Origin of the sequence: Enterobacter sp. AN-K1 (assembly GCF_020971765.1) — a bacterium.
GTDB classification, from domain to species: Bacteria; Pseudomonadota; Gammaproteobacteria; order Enterobacterales; family Enterobacteriaceae; genus Enterobacter; species Enterobacter hormaechei_C.
Genome location: NZ_CP087390.1, coordinates 3,792,573 through 3,813,748 on the forward strand (window position 1 = coordinate 3,792,573; position 21,176 = coordinate 3,813,748).

Below are 21,176 nucleotides of genomic sequence, written 5' to 3' on the forward strand. Positions count from 1 at the left end.
GAAAAGTAGAACGTTATGAAACAGGTACTTTTTGTTCGTCCCGACAGCCGCGAGGGCGGGAAAATAATGTGGTGTGAGTCCGGCAGCGAGCGCGTCGAGGTGGTCGACAGCCTGGAGATGCTGGCCGAACACCCCCTGGCTACGCGCGTTTGTCTCCTGTTGCCCGCCAGCGACATGATTTTCCGCCATTTTACGCTGCCGAAAAAGATGGCTTCTCAGGCGATGGCCTTCTCGTGGATGGCGGAAGAGACGCTGATTGGCGACGTGGACAACCTCCACTGGACGGTACTCCACAAAAAAGGCGCCGACGTCGACGCCGTGGCCATTGACGCCGACCGCCTGCGCGCGGCATTAACCCGCTGTCAGGAGGCCGGATTAAACGTGATTCAGGCCCTGCCTGATGCCTGGCTGCTGCCCGTGACGACAGGGGGCAGCACGCTGGTCGCGCAGGATGATGGCTACTGGCTGCGTTTATCGCCCCATGTGGCGGGTGAAATGGAGGCAGCCCTGCTGCCGCTGTTAATGCAGAAAGCCGGGGTCGGGGAGGTGTGGTGCTACGGCGATGCGCCTGCGAAGGTGCACGTTGACGTGCAGCATGCCTGGCAGCATCCGCTGGCGCTGATCCAGCCGCAGTGGCAAACCTGTCGCGTTAACCTGCTTCACGGTGAATTCAGCCTTAAGGCCGGTCATGGGCGGGCGGCGAAAAGTATGAAAGCGGCGATGGTGGCGGCGGGCGTGCTGTCTGTTGGTCTGCTGCTGGGGCCACGCATTGCGATGGCCTGGATGCTGGTGCAGCAGGAAAATCGGGTGCAGGAGGAGATAGTCCAGGTTTATCAGCACCATTTCCCCAGCATGCGTCAGCAGACCAATATCAAATATCACTTTGGTCAAAGCCTGAAAAAACAGAGCAAGGGATTCTTTCTTCAGCTTGATGAGCTGGAGAAAGCCCGGCAGGCAGTCCCTGCGATGGAGATCGATCTGCTGGAATACGATGCGCAGCAAAACACCCTGACGCTCAGCGTCAGCGCGCAAAACCAGCCCGCGTTGCAGGCGTTTGTTAACCAGACCCGTGAGAATTTTGATTTTACCTTACAGCCTGTTTCAACAACCGAACCGTATACCGCCATGATCGCAGGGAAACATAAATGAAAGAGCGAATCGCGCAGCTGAAAGCGCGCTATCAGAATTACAGCGCCCGGGAAAAAATTATTTTAAAAATATGTGCCGTTGCCATTGTGGGGGCAGCGGTGTATTACACAGGAGTGATCCCCTTGGATAATATGATTCAAAATAGTAAATCGACGCTTAAAAGACAAAAAGAGACGCTTAACTGGATGCGCAGTGAAATTGATAAAAATCATCTTCAGGTCCAGTTAGTCAAAACGGATAATCCGCGTACGGTGGTCGAGAACAGCGCTCATGAAATTAACCTTTCACTGACGGATGTGCGCCAGGAGGGGCAAACTTTATCGTTCGTGGTGAATCGGGTGAATGTGTATGAATTAAAAAGCTGGCTGCGCGAAATTAATCAGACCTCTGGTGTGAGACTGCAAAAAATAAACCTCACGCCGGTTGACCACCTCAGCGACGTGAAAGCGCAGGTGCAGCTCACCTGGTCAAAAAACGCATGAATACCTTCGCGCTGATACGGGACGCCTGCCCGGTAGGGTTCCCGATAATGAGTGCGGTCCTGGGTGGCATTGTGGGCAGTTTTCTTGGCGTTGTCGCCGAGCGCGTACCGGGGATGGTGATGGATGAGGAGGGCAATGGCAATCTGCTCTTTCCGGCCTCGCACTGTCCGGTGTGCCAGCACACGCTTGCGGCGTGGGAAAACATCCCGCTGCTCAGCTGGCTTTTATTACGGGGGCGCTGCCACCAGTGCGGCAGCGCGATCCCGCTGCGACTCTTTCTGGTCGAACTGATCTCCGCCTTGTTTTTTGGCATCACGGCCTGGTGCATGCCGGACGTTCAGGCGCTGTTCTCTTTGTGGTTACTGGCGGCTTTTTTACTGCCGCTGGCCATGATCGACTGGCAGCACCAGCTGCTTCCGGACTGCCTGACCCAGCCGCTGCTGTGGGCGGGGTTAGTGCTCCATGCGTTTGACCACACGTTGCCGCTACGCGATGCGCTGTTCGGCGCGGTGGCGGGCTATCTGTCGCTCTGGCTGCTCTACTGGGCTTTTCGACTGATCACGGGACGAGAAGGTCTGGGTTACGGGGATTTTAAGCTACTGGCGGCGCTGGGCGCCTGGTGCGGCTGGCAGGCGTTGCCCTCTATTGAACTGGCGGCAGCGTTAAGCGGTATTGTCGGTTATTTCGCCGTAAATAATTTAAATAAAAATAACCTCACTATTTCTTTTGGTCCTTATCTCGCCTTTGCTGGAATAGGGGTGTTTATTAGTCAGCAAATTGCTTTCACATTTTAAATATACAGGTCAAGATTTTTTATAAATCTTTTTGATGGAGGAAGGAAAGGACGATCCTTTACGCTCAGTGTATCGTAAGAGATATAAGCTACACGGGATTTGGCTTGTATCTTTTAATGGAGGAATACAACGCAGCAACAATTTTTTGTTCACGGCACTCACGTTGGTTAAATACGCATTACGCGAAACGCATCCATGATCTCACGGAAGACATGGGTTACTACGTTATAAATAAATTTATCAGGAAATAAAAATGAAATTTATGAAGCCAAAATATCTGGCGCTCTTTATTGCGGCGGCAACCAGCTCCGCATTTGCAGCAGCGCCAGGTGCACCGACGATCGGCTATGGCAATGACAAATTTGCCCTGGTGGAAGTCGATCAGGCTGCTCAGGATTATAACAATCTTGTCAAAGTGCATAACGATGGCGTGGATGTAAAAGTTGAGTGGAACGTCTGGAGTGGTGATGCGCCAACTTCTGCGAAAGTTCTGCTGGACGGACAGACCGTATGGACCGGCGCAGCCGGTGCGACGGGCTCTGCAACGTTTAAAGTGAAAAAAGGCGGGCGTTATCAGGAACAGGTTGAAGTCTGTAACGCCAGCGGCTGTGCGAAAAGCGCCAGTAAGCTGATTATTGTGGCTGACACCGACGGTAGCCACCTGCTGCCGCTGAATACGTCTCTCCAGGAGAACAACAAAGCGTTCGCGAAGCATACCGATAAAGTGGTTGCGGCCTACTTCCCGGAATGGGGCGTTTACGACCGTAACTTCCCGGTTGATAAGATCCCTGCGGCAAACCTCAACCACATTCTGTACGGCTTCATTCCAATCTGTGGCGGTGACGGCATCAACGACGGCCTGAAAACCATTGAAGGCGGTAACAGCTTCCGCGTGCTTCAGAACGACTGTAAGGGCCGTCCTGACTTTACCGTGGCGATCCACGACCCATGGGCTGCGCTGCAAAAACCACAGGCTGGCGTCTCCAACTGGGATGACCCGTACAAAGGTAACTTTGGCCAGCTGATGGCGCTGAAAAAAGCGCATCCAGGCCTGAAAGTGCTGCCATCTATCGGCGGCTGGACGCTTTCCGATCCGTTCTTCCACATGGGCGACCCGGCTATCCGCGCACGCTTCGTCTCTTCTGTGAAAGATTTCCTCCAGACGTGGAAATTCTTTGACGGTGTGGATATCGACTGGGAATTCCCGGGCGGTGGCGGTGTAACCGAAACCATCGGCAACCCGCAGCAGGATAAAGCGACCTATACCGCACTGATGCACGACCTGCGCACCATGCTGAACGAGCTGTCTGCACAGACGGGTCGTACCTATGAACTGACCAGCGCCATCGGTGCAGGCCGCGATAAGATCGAAGACGTGGATTACACCACGGCTCAGCAGTATCTCGACCACATCTTCCTGATGAGCTACGACTTCTACGGCGGCTGGAGCAACACCGTTCTCGGCCACCAGGCTGCGCTGCGTGCGCCAGCATGGCGTCCGGACACGGATTACACCACTGAAAACGGCGTTAACGCGCTGCTTGCGCAGGGCGTACAGCCAGGCAAGATCGTGGTGGGTGCGGGCATGTATGGCCGCGGCTGGACCGGCGTGCATGGCTACACCGGTGACAATCCATTCACCGGTACGGCAACTGGCATGGTGAAAGGCACCTGGGAACCGGGCGTGGTTGACTATCGTCAGATCGTGAACGAATACAAAGGCAAACCGGGCTGGGAATACGGCTACGACACGACCGCTGAAGCTCCTTATGTCTTCAACAAATCCACCGGCGACCTGATCTCGTATGAAGATGCGCGTTCAACCACGGCGAAAGGCAAGTATGTTCTGGCCAATAAACTGGGCGGTCTGTTCGCGTGGTCTATCGACTCTGATACCGGCGACATTCTGAATGCGATGAACGAAAGCCTGCTGGGCGGCGACTCGACTCCGGTTGATCCGGTGGTCACCAACCACGCGCCAATCGCGTCCTCTGCCGATCAGAACGTGTCTGGCCCGGCAACCGTCACGCTCGATGGCTCTGCTTCCAGCGATCCTGATGGCGATGCGATTACCTACAAATGGACTCAGGTCTCTGGTCCGTCTGTCACCATCAACAACAGCACCAAAGCGAAAGCGACCTTCAACGTTGCTGCCGCGACCACCGACCAGACCATGACGTTCCGCCTGACGGTGACCGATGCAAAAGGCCTCAGCAACGCGATTGATGTCCAGGTGGTGAACAAGGCGCCGAAAGCTAACCAGGCACCGGTTTTAAACCCAATGGAAGCGATCACGCTTGAATCTGGTGAAACCTATGCGCTGCATGCCCAGGCCGCGGACCCAGACGGTGATGCGCTGACCTACGCCTGGAGCGTACCAGCAGATATGCACGCCACCGGAACTGACTCCGCGAACGTGAATATCACGGCGCCGGAAGTGAGCTCGACGTCTACCTACACCCTGAGCGTGGTGGTGAGCGACGGTAAGACCAGCGTGCAGTCTAACGTCCAGGTTACCGTGAATCCGAAAGCGGCGCCTGCACCGGTACCTGCTGACGAAGACACTAACCCGGCGGATGACGTTACCCCTCCGGCTGATGATGTGACTCCTCCGTCTGACAAAGGAAGCTGCGATGCCCCTGTGGATGCTAACGCCAGCAAATACGCGGCGTGGGAATCCAGCAAAATCTACAACGGTGGCGATACCGTAAGCTTCGACCATCTGGTGTGGAAAGCGAAGTACTGGACTCAGGGCAATCAGCCTGGCTTCGGTGTGGATGCATGGGAACTGGTGAGCAACGTGAAGATGAACTGGCGTTCTGACCTGGTGTACAACGGCGGCGACACCACCACCTATGAAGGTAACGTTTACCGTGCGAAATGGTGGACCCGTGGTGATAACCCAGCCAACAGCGACGTATGGGTAAAAGAAGGCGCATCAACAGATTGCAAATAATCTAACCCATTAATGACTCCCCCTTCAGAGGGGGAGTCATTCAAAATTCATTTTACAGGATGTTGGTAAGGAGAAATAACCGAAACTGTCAGCAGGTAAAAATGAAAAAGTTGATTTTGTTGTTATTGATAATAAGCCAAAGCGCCCTGGCAAATTGTTGGGATAAAGCGGCGCATTATTATCATGTCGATCCTTATTTACTGTACGCGATAGCGAATGTGGAATCCGGTATGAATCCGTATGCGGTTGGGCAAAACCGCGATGGCACGCGGGATGTCGGGCTGATGCAAATCAACAGTTCGCATTTTTCCGCGCTGGAAAGCAGAGGCATCGACGAATACCGATTAATCACGGAGCCGTGTACGTCGATCATGGTCGGGGCTTCTATTCTCTCCGGGATGATCAGGGTGTATGGCTATAACTGGGAAGCCGTTGGCGCGTATAACGCTGGGCTGAAAAAAGAAAATTATCCGCAGAGGATGAAATATGCCCATAAGGTCTGGGCCAAATATCAGCAACTGAAATTAGCAACACGATATTAACGTTTTTTATTTTTGAAGAATTCCTGAAGGTGTTCTTCGAAAAGTGAAAACAGCTGAATGTGGTTTATGTATTAACGGAGTAATACCTAAGCCGGGATATTAACATTTAATTTGAAATAAACAGGAAAACTGAAATGAACAAAAGGACGTTACTGAGTGTACTCATTGCGGGAGCCTGCGTGGCGCCATTCATGGCCCAGGCTGCGAATCTGAAGGAGACCAGCAGTGAGCCGTACACCATCAAAGCCAGCGATCTGGCGAAGAAAGAGAAGGAACTGACGGACTTCCCGCTGATGGCTTCGGTTAAAGAGACCATCCAGACGCTGGATAACGCGCAGGTCGAACTGATTGAGCCAGGCCGGGCGGCAAACCCGGACAACGTTAAACGCGTTGAAGGGATTGTGAAAGCCAGCGACTGGGAATATCTCTTCCCGCTGCGCGCGCAGGCCTATACCTACAGCAACTTCCTGAAAGCCGTGGGTAAATTCCCGGCGCTGTGTAAGACCTACAATGACGGTCGTGACAGCGACGCCATCTGCCGCAAAGAGCTGGCCACCATGTTTGCCCACTTTGCCCAGGAAACTGGCGGCCACGAAAGCTGGCGTCCGGAAGCCGAATGGCGTCAGGCGCTGGTCCACGTACGTGAAATGGGCTGGAGCGAAGGGCAGAAGGGCGGTTATAACGGCGAATGTAACCCGGACGTCTGGCAGGGGCAGACCTGGCCTTGCGGTAAAGATAAAGACGGCGATTTCCTGAGCTACTTCGGTCGTGGGGCGAAACAGTTGTCCTACAACTACAACTACGGTCCATTCTCTGAAGCGATGTACGGCGACGTGCGTACGCTGCTCGACAAACCTGAGCTGGTGGCGGACACCTGGCTGAACCTGGCGAGTGCGATCTTCTTCTTCGCCTATCCGCAGCCGCCAAAACCAAGCATGTTGCAGGTCATCGACGGTACATGGCAGCCGAACGACCACGATAAAGCCAACGGTCTGGTTCCGGGCTTTGGTGTGACCACCCAGATCATCAACGGCGGCGTTGAGTGCGGCGGCCCGACTGAAATTGCGCAGTCTCAGAACCGTATCAAGTACTACAAAGAGTTTGCAAACTACCTGAAAGTGCCTGTTCCGGCGAACGAGGTGTTGGGTTGCGCCAACATGAAGCAGTTCGACGAAGGTGGCGCAGGCGCCCTGAAGATTTACTGGGAACAGGACTGGGGATGGAGCGCGGATACCCCGGACGGCAAAACCTACTCTTGCCAGCTGGTGGGCTACCAGACTCCGTTCAGCGCCTTTAAAGAAGGCGACTACAGCAAGTGCGTGCAGAAGTTCTTTAACGTGAAAATCGTTAACGATGATGGTTCTTCCGTTACCCCGGACGAAACCCCGGTAACGCCAACACCGACGCCATCTGGCGATGAAACGCCAGCGCCAACGCCAACACCAACGCCGGATGAAACCCCGGTCGAACCTGTTGTGGTGAACCACGCGCCGGTTGCGCAGATTGCCGGTCCGATCGGCGCAGTTGAAGCGGGTGCGCAGGTTTCTCTGAGCGCGGAAGGCTCTACCGATCCAGATGGCAACAAGCTGACCTATACCTGGCGTTCCCAGGATGGTCAGACTGTTTCCGGTCAGGACAAAGCGGTTGTGACCTTCACCGCGCCAGAGTCTGCGACGGCGCAGCAGTATGAAGTGAGCCTGACCGTCAGCGATGGCGAGCTGAGCAGCACCACGTCTTACCTGCTGAACGTGAAAGCGAAAGCGGCAACGCCATCCGGAGAAGATACGTCTTACCCGGCATGGAGCGCGAACAGCAAGTACAACGCCGGTGATATCGTGAACAACCACGGTAAACTGTTCCAGTGCAAACCGTTCCCGTACAGCGGCTGGTGTAACAACTCTCCAACGTACTATGAACCAGGCGCAGGTCTGGCATGGGCTGAAGCCTGGACGGCGTTATAAACAGCAAACGGCAACCCCCAGGGTTGCCGTTTTAGTGTCTGCACCCTCTCCCTGTGGGAGAGGGCCGGGGTGAGGGCATCAGTCCGCACTCTCTGTTTTTTGCCGGGTGGCGCTGCGCTTACCAGGCCTACATGAGGCTGGAACGCTTACCGGTGCAACTTCCCGTGATCCCGTAACCACGCCGCCGTACGCACTATCCCTTCATCCAGCGATACAATCGGTTTATACCCCAGTTCGTTCTCCGCCCGCGAAATATCCAGCGTAAAATCAAAGTTGAGCTTCGACACACCGTAATGCGTCAGCGCAGGCTCTTTCGCCGATTTACTGCCAAAGCGCTCCATGCTGCGGGCAATCATGTCCAGCATCGGGTAGGGAACGGAACGGATCCGGCAGTCGATCTTTAACTCGTCAATCAGCCTTTGCACAATGCTGCGCAGGGTACAGGGCTCGCCGTTGGTGATGTTATAAGCGCGCCCCGACACCAGCTTATCGCATTCCGGCTGGCTCGCCAGCCACATGGCGTGAACGGCATTTTCGTAATAGGTCATGTCCACCAGCGCATCGCCGCCGCGCGGTAACAGCACGCTGCCGTAGTGGTGCATCATCTGGGCCAGTCGCGGGATAAAGACTTTGTCGTGCGGCCCAAACAGGCTCTGCGGACGCAGCACGGTAAAGCGGGTGTGCGGGTTTGACTGGGCCAGCAGGTCGATCACCTCTTCGCCCGCCGCTTTACTGCGGGCAAACTCACAGGCGAAGCGCGCCGGGCGGAAATCTTCCTGAATATCTCGATGGTGGTGATAGTCGAAATAGAGCGACGGGGAGGAAATATGAATAAAGTTACGCACGCCCCAGGCGACGGCCCATTCGCCCAGACGACGCGTGGCGCGCACGTTGGCGAGATCAAAGGCTTCCTGGGTACCCCACGGAGAGGTAAAACTGGAGCAGTGCCACAGCGTATCGATACCGGCGAGCATCACCTTGGCCTGAGAGGAGACCAGCTCCGTCAGATCGGCATGGACAAATTCAGCGCCCATTTTTTGCAGGAGCTTACCCATCGCCTCATTGCGACCGGTGGCCCTCACGCTGATGCCTTTGTTGCGCAGAAACTCGACCGCATTTCGGCCTAAGCCGCTGGTCGCCCCGGTAACCAGTACCTTCATATCAATCCACTGTGTTGAAAAGAATTTCGTGCGCATTCTTTCGTGAATTACGATGTGTTGCAATGGGAAAGGTGAAAGAAAAAGCGTTTTATTTAGTTACCTTCCTGCTTTTGTTCTGCCAGTTGCGCTATCCGTTTCGCCATTCCGCGGAAGATAAACAGGTGTGCCGGGATCATCAGCAACCAGTAAAACAAACCCGGCATTCCGTGCGGATGCCACCATGCCCGAACGTCCAGTTCACGATGGTCGCCGTTGTCCTTCAGGGTGAAGCAGAGCCGCCCCAGCCCCGGTGCCTTCATGCCAAACAGCAGCGCCAGCTGTTTTTCCGGCTCAACGATAATCACCTTCCAGCTGTCGACGGTATCGCCCTCCTTCAGCCAGGGATGGGCAGGGCGGCCTTTTGCCAGCCGGTGACCGACCAGCAGATCCAGCGCGCCGCGCGTTTTCCAGAGAATATTGCCGAAGAAATAGCGCTCTTTGCCGCCGATCTGATTCACCACTTCCCACAGCGCTGCCAGGCTGGCAGAGGTTTTTACCGTACAGCCCGCCTGTTTCGGATAATAGCCGTACTCGGGCCGCCAGCGGGCAAACGCCTGCGCGTCGTAGCCCCAGTCGCTGGAGTTCACCAGCTTCTCTTCCTCTTTCAGCGTATTGCGCACCGCGTCGTCAAAGCGGATCAATTCCTGAGGGATTAAGGCGCGCAGCGCGCGATCGTCAGCCAGCAGATCATGCTTCAGCCCCTGGATCAGCGCTTTGGCGGTCGTCGGCGGCACGGAGGTGATCACATTCAAAAACCACACCGATATCCAGCGGGTCGGGAAGGGGATAGGGATCAGCCAGCGGCGGCGGCCGCTCACCCGCATAAAATGTTCGAACTGCGCCTGATAGCTCAGCACTTCCGGGCCTGCCGCCTCCAGCACGCGATGCTGCTCCGCCGGGTGATCCAGCAATGCCACCAGATAGTGGAGTAAATTCTCCAGCGCAATGGGCGTGGTGCGCGAGCGTACCCAGCGCGGCGGCGTCAGCACCGGCAGGTTGTAGACCATATCGCGCATCACTTCGAATGCGGCGGAACCCGCGCCGACGATGATCCCCGCCCGCAGTTCGGTGACGGGTATATGGGCGCTTCGCAGCGTTTCTGCCGTCAGTTGCCGGGCGCGCAGATGGTCTGACTGCTCGTGCTCAGGTGCCTGGAGCGAGCTTAAAAAAATCACCTGCTTCACCGGCGTTTGCCGCAGCGCATCACGAACGTTCATCGCCACCTGACGCTCGTGGGCGATAAAATCGCCGCCTTCGCCCATGCTGTGGACAAGGTAGTAAAGCGTATCGACCCCTTCCAGCAGCGCAGGAAGCGCTTTCGGCCAGTTAAGGTCAACGTTGTGACACGTCACGCCAGGCAAATGTAGCTTTTGCAGGCGTTCCGTGTTGCGTGCCGCTGCCAGCACCTGGTGCCCCTGCTGGCTTAACGCAGTGGTCAGATGCTGACCGATATACCCGCTGGCGCCGAGCACCAGAATACGTTGCGGCACGGTATGCTCCTTAACGCTGTAAAAATGCCTGCCAGTGTTTCACCACCTCGGTCAACTGCTCGCGGTTAACGTCAAGGTGCATCACCAGCCGCACGACCGGGGAGGCGTTAATCAGCACGCCACGGGCTTTCATAAAGTCGCCCAGCGCGGCAGCATGCTCATCGCCGACGCGGACAAACAGCATGTTGGTGTCGTGACGCATGACATCAGCGCCGATTTCACGCAGCTGCGCTGCCATCCACGCTGCATTGTCGTGATCGTTTTTCAGGCGTGACACGTTATTTTTCAGGGCGTACAGTCCGGCTGCCGCCAGAATACCCGCCTGACGCATCCCGCCGCCGGTCATTTTGCGCCAGCGGTTGGCGCGCCTGATGTAGTCCGCGCTGCCAACCAGCAGGGAACCTACCGGCGTACCCAGCCCTTTAGAGAGGCAAATGGTGAACGAGTCGCAATATTGGGTGATCGCTTTCAGCTCGCAGCCGTACTCCACCACGGCGTTGAAGATACGTGCGCCGTCAACGTGCAGGCCGAGCTTGCGCTCACGGGTAAAGTCCCATGCCGCTTTCAGGTATTCGCGCGGCAGGACTTTACCGTTATGGGTGTTTTCGAGGCTCAGCAGTTTAGTGCGGGCGAAGTGAATATCATCGGCTTTGATTTTCGCCGCGACCTTGTCCAGCGGCAGCGTACCGTCCGGCGCGGCGTCAATCGGCTGCGGCTGGATGCTGCCAAGCACCGCCGCACCGCCGGCTTCGTACAGGTAGTTATGCGCCCCCTGGCCGACGATATACTCCTCGCCGCGCTCGCAGTGGCTGAGCAGCGCCACCAGGTTAGCCTGCGTGCCGGTGGGCAGGAACAGGGCAGCCTCTTTACCGCTCAGCTCTGCCGCATAGCGCTGGAGTTCGTTGACCGTCGGGTCATCGCCGTAGACGTCGTCCCCGACCGGGGCGGCCATCATCTCTTCGAGCATGGCGCGGCTCGGACGGGTAACGGTATCACTACGTAAATCAATCATTTCACATCCCTTTAATCTAAGAGGTCTTGTGAAATGTTTTACCTGAGCCAGTTGGTTTTTGCCAGTTCGATCACTTCGTCACCGCGCCCGCTGATGATGGCGCGCAGCATGTAGAGGCTAAAACCTTTGGCCTGTTCCAGCTTGATTTGAGGCGGGATCGCCAGCTCTTCTTTGGCGACCACCACATCCACCAGCACCGGGCCGTCGATGGCGAAGGCACGTTGCAGGGCGTCGTCCACCTCTGAGGCTTTCTCCACCCGAATACCGGTGATACCGCAGGCTTCGGCGATGCGGGCGAAGTTGGTGTCGTGCAGTTCGGTGCCGTCCGTGAGGTAGCCTCCGGCCTTCATCTCCATCGCCACGAAGCCCAGAACGCTGTTGTTAAAGACCACGATTTTGAGCGGAAGCTTCATCTGCGCCACCGACAGGAAATCCCCCATCAGCATACTGAACCCGCCGTCGCCGCACATCGCCACCACCTGACGTTCCGGTGCCGTCGCCTTTGCGCCCAGCGCCTGCGGCATGGCGTTGGCCATTGAGCCATGGTTGAACGACCCAAGCAGGCGACGTTTGCCGTTCATTTTCAGATAGCGCGCGGCCCAGACGGTGGGCGTTCCTACGTCGCAGGTGAAGATGGCATCGTCGTCGGCGAAGTGGCTGATCTGCTGCGCCAGATACTGCGGGTGGATCGCTTTTTCGCTCGGTTTGGCGAGATCGTCCAGCCCCTTGCGCGCATCGCGATAATCGCTCAGGGCTTTATCGAGGAATTTGCGGTCCGTTTTTTCTTCCAGCAGCGGCAGCAGGGCGGCGAGGGTGGATTTGATATCGCCGATAAGCGCCATATCCACCTTGCTGTGCGCGCCGATGCTGCCGGGATTAATGTCGATCTGGATAATTTTGGCATCCGTCGGGTAGAACGCGCGGTACGGGAACTGGGTGCCGAGCAGGATCAGCGTGTCGGCGTTCATCATGGTGTGGAAGCCGCTGGAAAAACCGATCAGCCCGGTCATGCCGACATCGTACGGATTATCGTATTCAACGTGCTCTTTCCCGCGCAGGGCGTGCACCACTGGCGCCTTCAGCTTGCCGGCAAATTCCACCAGCTCTTTATGCGCGCCGGCGCAGCCGCTGCCGCACATCAGGGCGATATTGCTGGAGTATCGCAGCAGCTGTGCCAGCTTTTTCAGCTCTTCTTCGGCAGGGGTAATGGTTGGCTGGGGCGCAGAGTACCAGTGGGTGGTGGCGGTTTCAGGTGCGGCCTTCAGCGCCACGTCCCCCGGCAGCACAACCACCGAAACCCCGCGATTCAGGATCGCCTTACGCATGGCTATCGCCAGCACCTGTGGGATCTGCTCCGGCGATGAGACCAGCTCGCAATAGTGGCTGCATTCACGGAACAGCTCCTGCGGATGCGTCTCCTGAAAATAGCCGCTACCGATTTCAGATGACGGAATGTGAGCCGCAATCGCCAGCACCGGAACATGGTTGCGGTGACAGTCGAACAGACCGTTGATGAGGTGCAGGTTTCCCGGTCCGCAGGAACCTGCACAGACGGCGAGTTCACCCGTAAGCTGCGCTTCGGCACCGGCGGCAAAGGCGGCGACTTCTTCATGGCGGGTGGGCATCCACTCAATAGTTTTCATCTTGTTAAGGCTATCGCTGAGTCCGTTCAGAGAATCGCCAGTGACGCCCCAGATACGCTTTACGCCAGCCTGCTCAAGGGTTTTCGCTATGTATGCAGCCACAGTTTGTTTCATGGTTGTCCGTCTCCTTTTTGTGATATCGCTTACAAGCTTAGAAGAAAGTCGCTGTATTGCCTGCTCAGTATTCTTTAAGTCCAGGTGGTTTTTCTGCGCGACGTGCCTGGCAAAGTCAAACAAATAACGGGCTGCCGCACAGGCAGTAGGCACAATGTAGGCCGGGTAAACGTAGTGCCACCCGGCAAAAAGCCCGGTGGCGCTGACGCTTACCGGGCCTACAGGTGAACCACGACAGATTATGCGAGGACAAGATCGCCCTGCGGATGGCACGAACATGCCAGCACATAGCCCTCCGCGATTTCCGCGTCGGTCAGCGTCATGGTGCTGGTGACCGTGTACTCACCGGAAACCACTTTGGTCTTACAGCAACCGCACACCCCGGCGCGACAGGCCGCTGCCACCGGTACGTTGTTGCTTTCCAGCGCTTCAAGCAGCGTGGTGCCCACGCGGCCAAAGAAGGTCTGCGCCGGTTGCAGCTTCGTGAACTTCATCCCGCTGGTCGCCGCTTCCGCTACAGGCGTGAAGAACTGCTCTTTGAAGAAGCGGGTCACGCCGAGCGCTTTCACTTCTTTCTCCACGATCTCCATGTACGGCGCCGGGCCGCAGGTCATCACGATGCGGTTCGCAATATCCGGCACGCTTTGCAGCAGCTCGCGGCTCAGGCGCCCCGCGACAAAACCGTGCGTCGCGTTGTGCTCAGCCACCAGCGTCACCGGATAGTTGCGCCATTCTTCGGCAAAAATCACATCTTCCGGGGAACGAACGCTGAAAATCACCTGCACGTCGGCCTGAGGTCGGTATTTCGCCAGCCAGCGACGCATCGACATAATCGGCGTCACGCCACAGCCCGCCGCCAGCAGCAGGAATTTATCTTCTGTCTTGTCGTCACAGGTAAACTCGCCCTGCGCATCAGACAGCCAGATGTAATCCCCGCGCTTCACGTCCCGGGTCAGCCACTCGGATCCTGCGCCGTCATCAATACGACGAACGGTGAGCGTAATGTACTCGCTCACGCCCGGCGTGGAGGAGATCGTGTAGGCGCGCAGAGTATCCGCCGAATTACGCACGCTCACCAGCGCATACTGGCCCGCGCGGTACGGATAATAGTCATGGCACAGCAGCGACAGCGTCCACACATCCGGCGTCTCCTGATGGATGTGATGAACCTGCATCCGCCACGGACATTGTGAGGTTGGCATGGTCATGAGTTACTCCTTACGCGCTCAGCAGTTGCTTCATATCATCTTCAACGTTGGTCACAGAACGCAGACCAAATTTCTCGTTCAGGATGGCCAGCAGGTCCGGCGTCAGGAAGCCTGGCGCGGTCGGCCCGGTGACGATGTTGGTCACGCCGAGAGAGAGCAGGGTCAACAGGATAACGATCGCTTTCTGCTCGAACCAGGAGAGCACCAGCGACAGCGGCAGATCGTTCACGCCGCAGCCCAGTTTCTCTGCCAACGTGACCGCCAGAATGATGGCTGAATACGCATCGTTACACTGACCCGCATCCACCAGGCGCGGCAGACCTTCGATGTTGCCGAAGTCCAGCTTGTTGAAACGGTACTTACCGCAGGCCAGGGTCAGGATCAGACAGTCTTCCGGTACGCGGGTGGCGAAATCGGTGAAGTAGTTACGTTCCCCGCGCGCGCCGTCACAGCCGCCGATCAGGAAGATGTGACGCAGTTTTTCACGGCTGACGAGGTCAATCAGGGAATCCGCCGCACCCAGCAGGGTTTCACGACCAAAACCGACGGTGATGAGGTGCGGAATTTCGCTGTACGGGAAGCCTGCCATCTGCTGCGCCTGAGCGATAACCGGACCGAAATCGTCGCCTTCAAGGTGGCTCACGCCCGGCCAGCCGACGATGCTGCGGGTCCAGATACGGTCGTCATACGCGCCGACGGTCGGGTCGATGATGCAGTTAGAGGTCATGACGATTGGGCCAGGGAAGCGGGCAAACTCCACCTGCTGGTTCTGCCAGCCGCTGCCGTAGTTACCGATCAGATGCTTAAATTTACGCAGCTCCGGGTAACCGTGCGCGGGCAGCATTTCGCCGTGGGTATAAACGTTAACGCCGGTGCCTTCGGTCTGCTTCAGCAGGTTGTAGAGATCTTTCAGGTCATGACCGGAGATCAGGATGCATTTGCCTTCGGTCGCTTTGACGTTGACCTGCGTTGGCGTTGGGTGGCCGTAGGTGCTGGTTTCACCGGCATCCAGAATGCTCATCACTTTGAAGTTCATCTGGCCGATTTCCATCGAGCATTCCAGCAGGGCGTTCATATCGGAAGGCCAGGTGCCCAGCCAGGCCATGATTTTGTGGTACTGGGCGTAAATAGCGTTGTCGTACTGGCCGAGTACGTGCGCGTGTTCCATATAGGCCGCAGCACCTTTCAGACCGTACAGGCACAGCAGGCGCAGGCCGAGGATGTTTTCGCCAATCGCCGCTTTGTCTTTATTGGGAGTAAATTCTGCGGCCTGACGCTGTAGCTCGCCCAGGTCGTCGCTCACCAGCTGTAGCTCCGCCATCGGGTTGTCCACGCGGGCGCTGGCGTCGGCATTCAGGCACTGCGCTTTCAGGGCTTCACGCAGGGCAATCGCTTCGCGGGCATAGCCCACAATGCGTGGAGAATCGAAGTTAACGTTAGTCAGCGTGGAGAAAAATGCGCGCGGCGCAAAGCTGTCGACATAGTGATCAACAATGCCATATTCACGGGCTTTGAAGGCCCAGGCGGACAAGCCTTGCAGCGCCGCAATCAGCAGATCCTGGAGATCGGACGTTTCTGCGGTTTTGCCGCACATACCCTGCGCGTAAGAGCAGCCGTTGCCTGCTGGGGTACGGATGGTTTGTTCACATTGCACACAAAACATAATCACACCTGTTAAAGTTATATTTGAGATACATGTTTAAGGTTATGCCTGTGCCACAACGGAGAAAAGTGCTTTCTTATACTAAGTGGAGGGTTATTGATTTAGCGCAATTTTGGCGGCAGGTTCACTACCGCCAAAGCAGTATCAGGCTGAGAAGAACGCCATCAAAATGGGTACCAGCAGGCTCAGAATAAAACCGTGTACGATGGCGGCAGGAACCATCTCCAGCCCTCCCGAGCGCTGTAATACCGGCAGGGTAAAGTCCATTGAGGTGGCCCCGCACAGGCCCAGCGCGGTAGAGCGGCTGCGGCGTACCAGGCCGGGGATCAGCATGATGGCTATCAGCTCGCGCGCCAGATCGTTAAAGAAGGCGGCGCTGCCAATCACCGGACCAAACGATTCGGTCAGCAGAATACCGGAGAGCGAATACCAGCCGAAACCGGACGCCATCGCCAGGCTGGTTTTCAGCGGCAGATCGAGAATAAAGGCGTTAATCACTCCCCCCGCCAGTGAGCTGGCCACAACGATAACGGCAACCATCATGCCCCGGCGGTTAAGGACAATCTGTTTCAGCGTCATGCCATTATTTCGCAGCTGAATACCAATCAGGAAGAGCAGGAAAATAAGCGTATATTCGCTGGCTTCCGTTGCGTGCTGTAAAAATGCCCAGCCGGTCAGCCCCAGTAAAAAACCGAGAACCACCACGCCGCATAGTTTTAATGATTCCAGCGCCATCGCAATACGGGAGGGAAGCTTTTCCTGATGGTGGTGATTTTTCCAGGGAATAGTGCGTTCCAGCCAGAACAGCGCAGCAATATTGCACAGCAGAATAACCACTACCGTAACCGCAGAATAATGCAGGATGGAAAGCAAGTTCGTCGCCAGATTATCCAGGAAGGCCAGGCTGATCCCCATAAAGAACAGAATGACGTAAACAATCCAGCTGAGAAAACGATTAATAAGCTTTAAGGCCGATTCATGACGCAGCGGAATAAGGTAGCCCACAATCAGGGGCAGAAGAATGATGAGGAGTCCTGAGAACATGAACAGCCGGTCCTTTTGAGTTTTCGTTAAGCGCCAGAGACACTACCCAATAAAGGCTGTACAGTAAAGCGGCAAAAGAAAGCCGGGTGGCGGCTGCGCCTTACCCGGCTTGTCTATTTGGGGTGGTGCGGCCTGATGCCCTCACCCCGGCCCTCTCCCACAGGGAGAGGGGGAAAACCATTAATCGTGTTTTTCCAGCAGGGTGCGATACAGCACGCCGCCCAGAATACCGCCGATAATAGGCATCACCCAGAACAGCCACAGCTGTTCAAGCGCCCAGCCGCCCTGGAAAATAGCCACCGCGGTGCTGCGCGCCGGGTTAACGGAGGTGTTGGTCACCGGAATGGAGATGAGGTGGATCAGCGTCAACGCCAGACCAATAGCGATGGGGGCAAAGCCCGCAGGCGCGTATTTGTCCGTTGCGCCGTGGATCACCAACAGGAAGCCTGCGGTGAGCACAATTTCAATCACGATGGCAGACAGCATCGAGTAGCCGCCTGGAGAGTGTTCGCCGAAGCCGTTCGACGCAAATCCGCTGGCCGCGGCGTCAAACCCGGCTTTTCCGCTGGCAATTACGTACAGCACCGCCGCGGCAATAATACCGCCAATAACCTGGGCAATAATATAGCCAATAATATCTTTCGCCGGGAAACGTCCGCCCGCCCATAATCCTAATGTGACGGCCGGGTTGAAATGACCGCCGGAAATATGCCCCACGGCGAATGCCATGGTTAATACAGTTAAACCGAATGCCAGCGCGACGCCGACAAAGCCAATACCTAATTCCGGAAATGCGGCTGCCAGTACTGCGCTACCGCAGCCACCAAACACCAGCCAGAATGTACCAAAGCATTCTGCCGCTAATTTTCTGAACATAACCACCTCAATAATAAACGTCCGCGCCCATTCCTGCGCGCGGGTTATATCGCCATAAAGGGATGACGACTCAAAGAGCCAGTATTTTGAAACCATCAACATCCCTTCGCCACTCAAATAAATTCACTAAATTTGATTTAAGGCAATGTGATGTCAATCCTTGTTCAGATCGGAGGTAATAAGAGCATAGCCCAATAATTAAGGGGGCGTATATTCTGCTGTCGTGACCCACAGCCTGCCGCTATACTGCTGATAACTTGAAGGAAAAAGTGGCCGAATTGCGGGGGATGTATGCTACTCGAACGTGTGGAGATTGTCGGGTTTCGCGGGATTAACCGCCTGTCGCTGCAACTGGAACAGAACAACGTCCTGATAGGCGAAAATGCCTGGGGTAAATCCAGCCTGCTGGATGCCCTGACGCTGCTGCTTTCGCCCGAAGAGAACTTGTACCACTTCGTTCATGATGACTTCTGGTTTCCGCCAGGGGATGTCAACGGACGCGAGAAACACCTGCATATCATTCTGACCTTCCGCGAATCCGAGCCCGGTCGCCATCGCGTGCGTCGTTTTCGCCCTATGTCGCCCTGCTGGGTGCCCTGTGAAGATGGTTTCCAGCGTATTTTCTATCGCCTTGAGGGCGAAATGGCGCAAAACGACGGGGTGTTAACCCTGCGTGAATTTCTTGATGAGAAGGGAAATCCGATCCCGCTCGATAATATTGACGAGCTTGCCCGCCATCTTATCCGCCTCTCCCCCGTGCTGCGCTTACGAGACGCGCGCTTTATGCGGAGGATCCGTAACGGCACCGTGCCGAATATGCCCGAGGTGGAGGTGACCGCCCGCGAACTGGATTTCCTCGCCCGTGAACTGGTCTCACGGCCGCAGAACCTCACCGACGGCCAGATCCGTCAGGGACTGTCTGCCATGGTGCAACTGCTGGAGCACTATTTCTCCGAGCAGGGAACGGGGCAGGCGCGCCACCGTCTGATGCGTCGCCGCTCGCACGATGAACAACGAAGCTGGCGCTATCTCGATATTATCAACCGCATGATCGACCGCCCCGGCGGGCGCACGCATCGGGTGATCCTGCTGGGATTATTCTCCACGCTTTTACAGGCGAAAGGGACGGTGCGCCTGGATCGGGACGCGCGCCCGCTGCTGCTGGTGGAAGATCCGGAAACGCGGCTGCACCCGATTATGCTTTCCGTGGCGTGGCATCTTCTTAATTTGCTGCCGTTGCAGCGAGTCACCACCACGAATTCCGGAGAGCTGCTCTCCCTGACGCCGGTGGAGTATGTCTGCCGCCTGGTGCGTGAATCCTCGCGGGTTACCGCCTACCGGCTCGGGCCCGGCGGGTTAAATGCCGAAGATGGCCGACGGATTGCGTTTCATATCCGTTTTAACCGTGCCTCTTCCCTGTTTGCCCGCTGCTGGTTGCTGGTGGAGGGGGAAACGGAAACCTGGGTGATAAACGAGCTGGCTCGCCAGTGCGGACACCACTTTGACGCCGAAGGGATCAAAGTGATCGAATTTGCTCAGTCTGGCTTAAAACCGCTGATCAAATTTGCGCGCCGGATGGGGATAGAGTGGCACGTACTGGTGGATGGCGATGAGGCGGGTAAAAAATATGCGGCGACCGTGCGCAGCCTGCTCAATAACGATCGTGAAGAGGAGCGGGAACATCTGACCGCGCTGCCTGCGATGGACATGGAGCACTTTATGTACCGCCAGGGATTTGACGACGTCTTTCACCGCGTGGCGATGATCCCGGTAGATGTGCCCATGAATATGCGCCGGGTGATTGCCAAAGCTATCCATCGGTCGTCAAAACCGGATTTGGCCATTGAAGTTGCGACGGAAGCGGGCAGGCGAGGCGTGGAGTCGGTGCCCACGCTGCTGCGTAAAATGTTCTCCCGCGTCCTCTGGCTGGCTCGCGGGAGGGCCGATTAACGGGCAGTCGCCTGCGAAACCTGTTGGATCAGGCTATCAAGCAGGGCATAGCGGCGGCGGTATTCGGACCGTTTTTTACTCGCAATCTCTTCCATCGGTTTGCGTGGCATGGTCAGCGGCAGGGCAAAGTTGCCGTTATCCTGCTGCTGTCCGCCAAGGGAGCGCCAGAAGCTGTCATAGTCAGCCAGCAATTTTCCCTCTTTTTTCTTGCGATAGCGCCAGCTGCGGTAGATGTGGGTGGCGTTACTCACCGCGAGGATCTGCTCGACCGGGAAGGCGCCTGCCAGCGTCATGACCGCTTCAACCAGCAGACGTTTTGGGAACAGTCCGTGACAGGCTTTGGTCGCCAGCTGAATGTGCTCGTGCGGGACATGCGCTTTCGCCCCCTGCATTCCGCCGATGAAGAGCGTTGGCTTGCCCTGGTATGTGCACAGCGTAAAGGTCAGCTCGGCCAGCACCGTGTTCTGGTGGTCGCAAAAAGTGAGGGTCGCTTCCCCTTCTTTGTCCAGAAACGCATCCGCGCTAAGGCGAACGCTAAACTGCTGCTCCTCTTTGCCCGTTAACGTCACCAGCATAATGCCCTGGCTGGAGAGGTAACCGTTCAGCAGCGACGCCGGAAGATGGCGGCTCATCATCTCATAGTGATCGTTCAATGCGTCCAGCGTAGTCTGACGGCCCATATTGACGGTCAGCCACGGCCGGTGCAGGCGGCACGGCAGGCCGGGCTGCACGCGCAGGATCTGCATCAGACGGGGCTGTTTTGCAAGGTTTCCGAGCAGGCGCGCAGTGGTGAACGGCGTTGCCAGCGAGCGCAACATAAACTTACGTCGATAGGCCGGATTTTGCCACGCCAGCCCCGGCGTGAGGGAACCCGATGCCAGGCTTTTAAACAGTTGCCAGCCCGATTTAGGCTGGGGCAGCGTTGAATAAGGTGTATCGACGATGGAAGACATGTTAGATCCTGCTTCTGGTGGAATATCGCTATTTCAGCAGGCGCTTTATCAACATCGGGTAAACAATTCCCGACGATTACGGGGATCGGGGGTTTCGTTGAGGAGTGGTTTAGATAAAATCAACGGTGATGATAGCCAGA

16 protein-coding genes are annotated in these 21,176 nt (G+C 56.5%); 7 read left to right on the plus strand and 9 right to left on the minus strand.

The genetic code is table 11. The features are described from left to right. Window positions 1–15 precede the first annotated feature (15 nt). From gspL to LOC22_RS18025, 6 genes are all read left to right on the plus strand, one after another. Window positions 16–1,149, plus strand: a complete 1,134-nt coding sequence (gene gspL, locus LOC22_RS18000) for a type II secretion system protein GspL (RefSeq protein WP_230239098.1) — start codon at window positions 16–18, stop codon at window positions 1,147–1,149. Next, the gene (gene gspM, locus LOC22_RS18005) at window positions 1,146–1,631 is read left to right on the plus strand and encodes a type II secretion system protein GspM (protein ID WP_047718677.1); all 486 of its coding nucleotides are present in this window, start codon (window positions 1,146–1,148) and stop codon (window positions 1,629–1,631) included. The genes gspL and gspM overlap by 4 nt, the downstream gene beginning before the upstream one ends. After that, window positions 1,628–2,425 (plus strand): prepilin peptidase, encoded by a 798-nt coding sequence (locus LOC22_RS18010; protein WP_230239099.1) that lies wholly within the window; start codon window positions 1,628–1,630, stop codon window positions 2,423–2,425. The genes gspM and LOC22_RS18010 overlap by 4 nt, the downstream gene beginning before the upstream one ends. A 253-nt stretch (window positions 2,426–2,678) precedes the next feature. After that, window positions 2,679–5,381, plus strand: coding sequence for a glycosyl hydrolase family 18 protein (locus LOC22_RS18015; RefSeq protein WP_063848922.1), 2,703 nt, complete (start codon window positions 2,679–2,681; stop codon window positions 5,379–5,381). 101 nt (window positions 5,382–5,482) lie between these two features. Continuing rightward, window positions 5,483–5,923: a type III secretion system invasion protein IagB gene (iagB, locus tag LOC22_RS18020; protein WP_230239100.1), complete on the plus strand. Its 441-nt coding sequence runs from the start codon at window positions 5,483–5,485 to the stop codon at window positions 5,921–5,923. 134 nt (window positions 5,924–6,057) lie between these two features. Beyond that, window positions 6,058–7,884: a chitinase gene (locus LOC22_RS18025; RefSeq protein WP_047051801.1), complete on the plus strand. Its 1,827-nt coding sequence runs from the start codon at window positions 6,058–6,060 to the stop codon at window positions 7,882–7,884. Between the two features lie 146 nt (window positions 7,885–8,030). Here LOC22_RS18025 and LOC22_RS18030 read toward each other — a convergent pair whose 3' ends face one another. From LOC22_RS18030 to aqpZ, 8 genes are all read right to left on the minus strand, one after another. Further along, complete coding sequence (locus LOC22_RS18030; RefSeq protein ID WP_017384852.1) at window positions 8,031–9,044, minus strand: NAD-dependent epimerase/dehydratase family protein; 1,014 nt, start codon at window positions 9,042–9,044, stop codon at window positions 8,031–8,033. Between the two features lie 92 nt (window positions 9,045–9,136). Continuing rightward, window positions 9,137–10,573 carry an SDR family oxidoreductase gene (locus tag LOC22_RS18035; protein WP_230239101.1) on the minus strand — a complete coding sequence of 479 codons (1,437 nt, stop codon included), beginning with the start codon at window positions 10,571–10,573 and terminating at the stop codon, window positions 9,137–9,139. A 10-nt stretch (window positions 10,574–10,583) separates the two neighbouring features. Further along, on the minus strand, window positions 10,584–11,585 hold the full coding sequence (gene ltaE / locus LOC22_RS18040) for a low-specificity L-threonine aldolase (RefSeq protein WP_032670227.1): 1,002 nt from the start codon (window positions 11,583–11,585) through the stop codon (window positions 10,584–10,586). 38 nt (window positions 11,586–11,623) lie between these two features. Next, complete coding sequence (poxB, locus tag LOC22_RS18045; protein ID WP_017693711.1) at window positions 11,624–13,342, minus strand: ubiquinone-dependent pyruvate dehydrogenase; 1,719 nt, start codon at window positions 13,340–13,342, stop codon at window positions 11,624–11,626. A gap of 239 nt (window positions 13,343–13,581) precedes the next feature. Next, window positions 13,582–14,550 (minus strand): NADH oxidoreductase, encoded by a 969-nt coding sequence (hcr, locus tag LOC22_RS18050; protein WP_017384848.1) that lies wholly within the window; start codon window positions 14,548–14,550, stop codon window positions 13,582–13,584. Window positions 14,551–14,560: 10 nt separating this feature from the next. Next, a complete protein-coding gene (gene hcp / locus LOC22_RS18055; RefSeq protein WP_017384847.1) occupies window positions 14,561–16,213 on the minus strand; it encodes a hydroxylamine reductase in 1,653 nt (550 codons plus the stop codon). A 144-nt stretch (window positions 16,214–16,357) separates the two neighbouring features. Beyond that, entirely contained in the window at window positions 16,358–17,257 is a 900-nt protein-coding gene (locus tag LOC22_RS18060; RefSeq protein ID WP_015570988.1) for a lysine exporter LysO family protein, read from the minus strand. 180 nt (window positions 17,258–17,437) lie between these two features. Beyond that, complete coding sequence (gene aqpZ / locus LOC22_RS18065) at window positions 17,438–18,133, minus strand: aquaporin Z (protein WP_032103428.1); 696 nt, start codon at window positions 18,131–18,133, stop codon at window positions 17,438–17,440. Window positions 18,134–18,424: 291 nt separating this feature from the next. Between aqpZ and LOC22_RS18070 the strand changes: the two genes are divergently transcribed. Next, the gene (locus tag LOC22_RS18070) at window positions 18,425–20,083 is read left to right on the plus strand and encodes an ATP-dependent endonuclease (protein ID WP_017693708.1); all 1,659 of its coding nucleotides are present in this window, start codon (window positions 18,425–18,427) and stop codon (window positions 20,081–20,083) included. Here the strand turns inward: LOC22_RS18070 and LOC22_RS18075 are convergent. Further along, window positions 20,080–21,036 carry a VirK/YbjX family protein gene (locus LOC22_RS18075; protein WP_033486314.1) on the minus strand — a complete coding sequence of 319 codons (957 nt, stop codon included), beginning with the start codon at window positions 21,034–21,036 and terminating at the stop codon, window positions 20,080–20,082. The two genes, LOC22_RS18070 and LOC22_RS18075, sit on opposite strands and share 4 nt — an antisense overlap. Window positions 21,037–21,176: the final 140 nt, after the last annotated feature.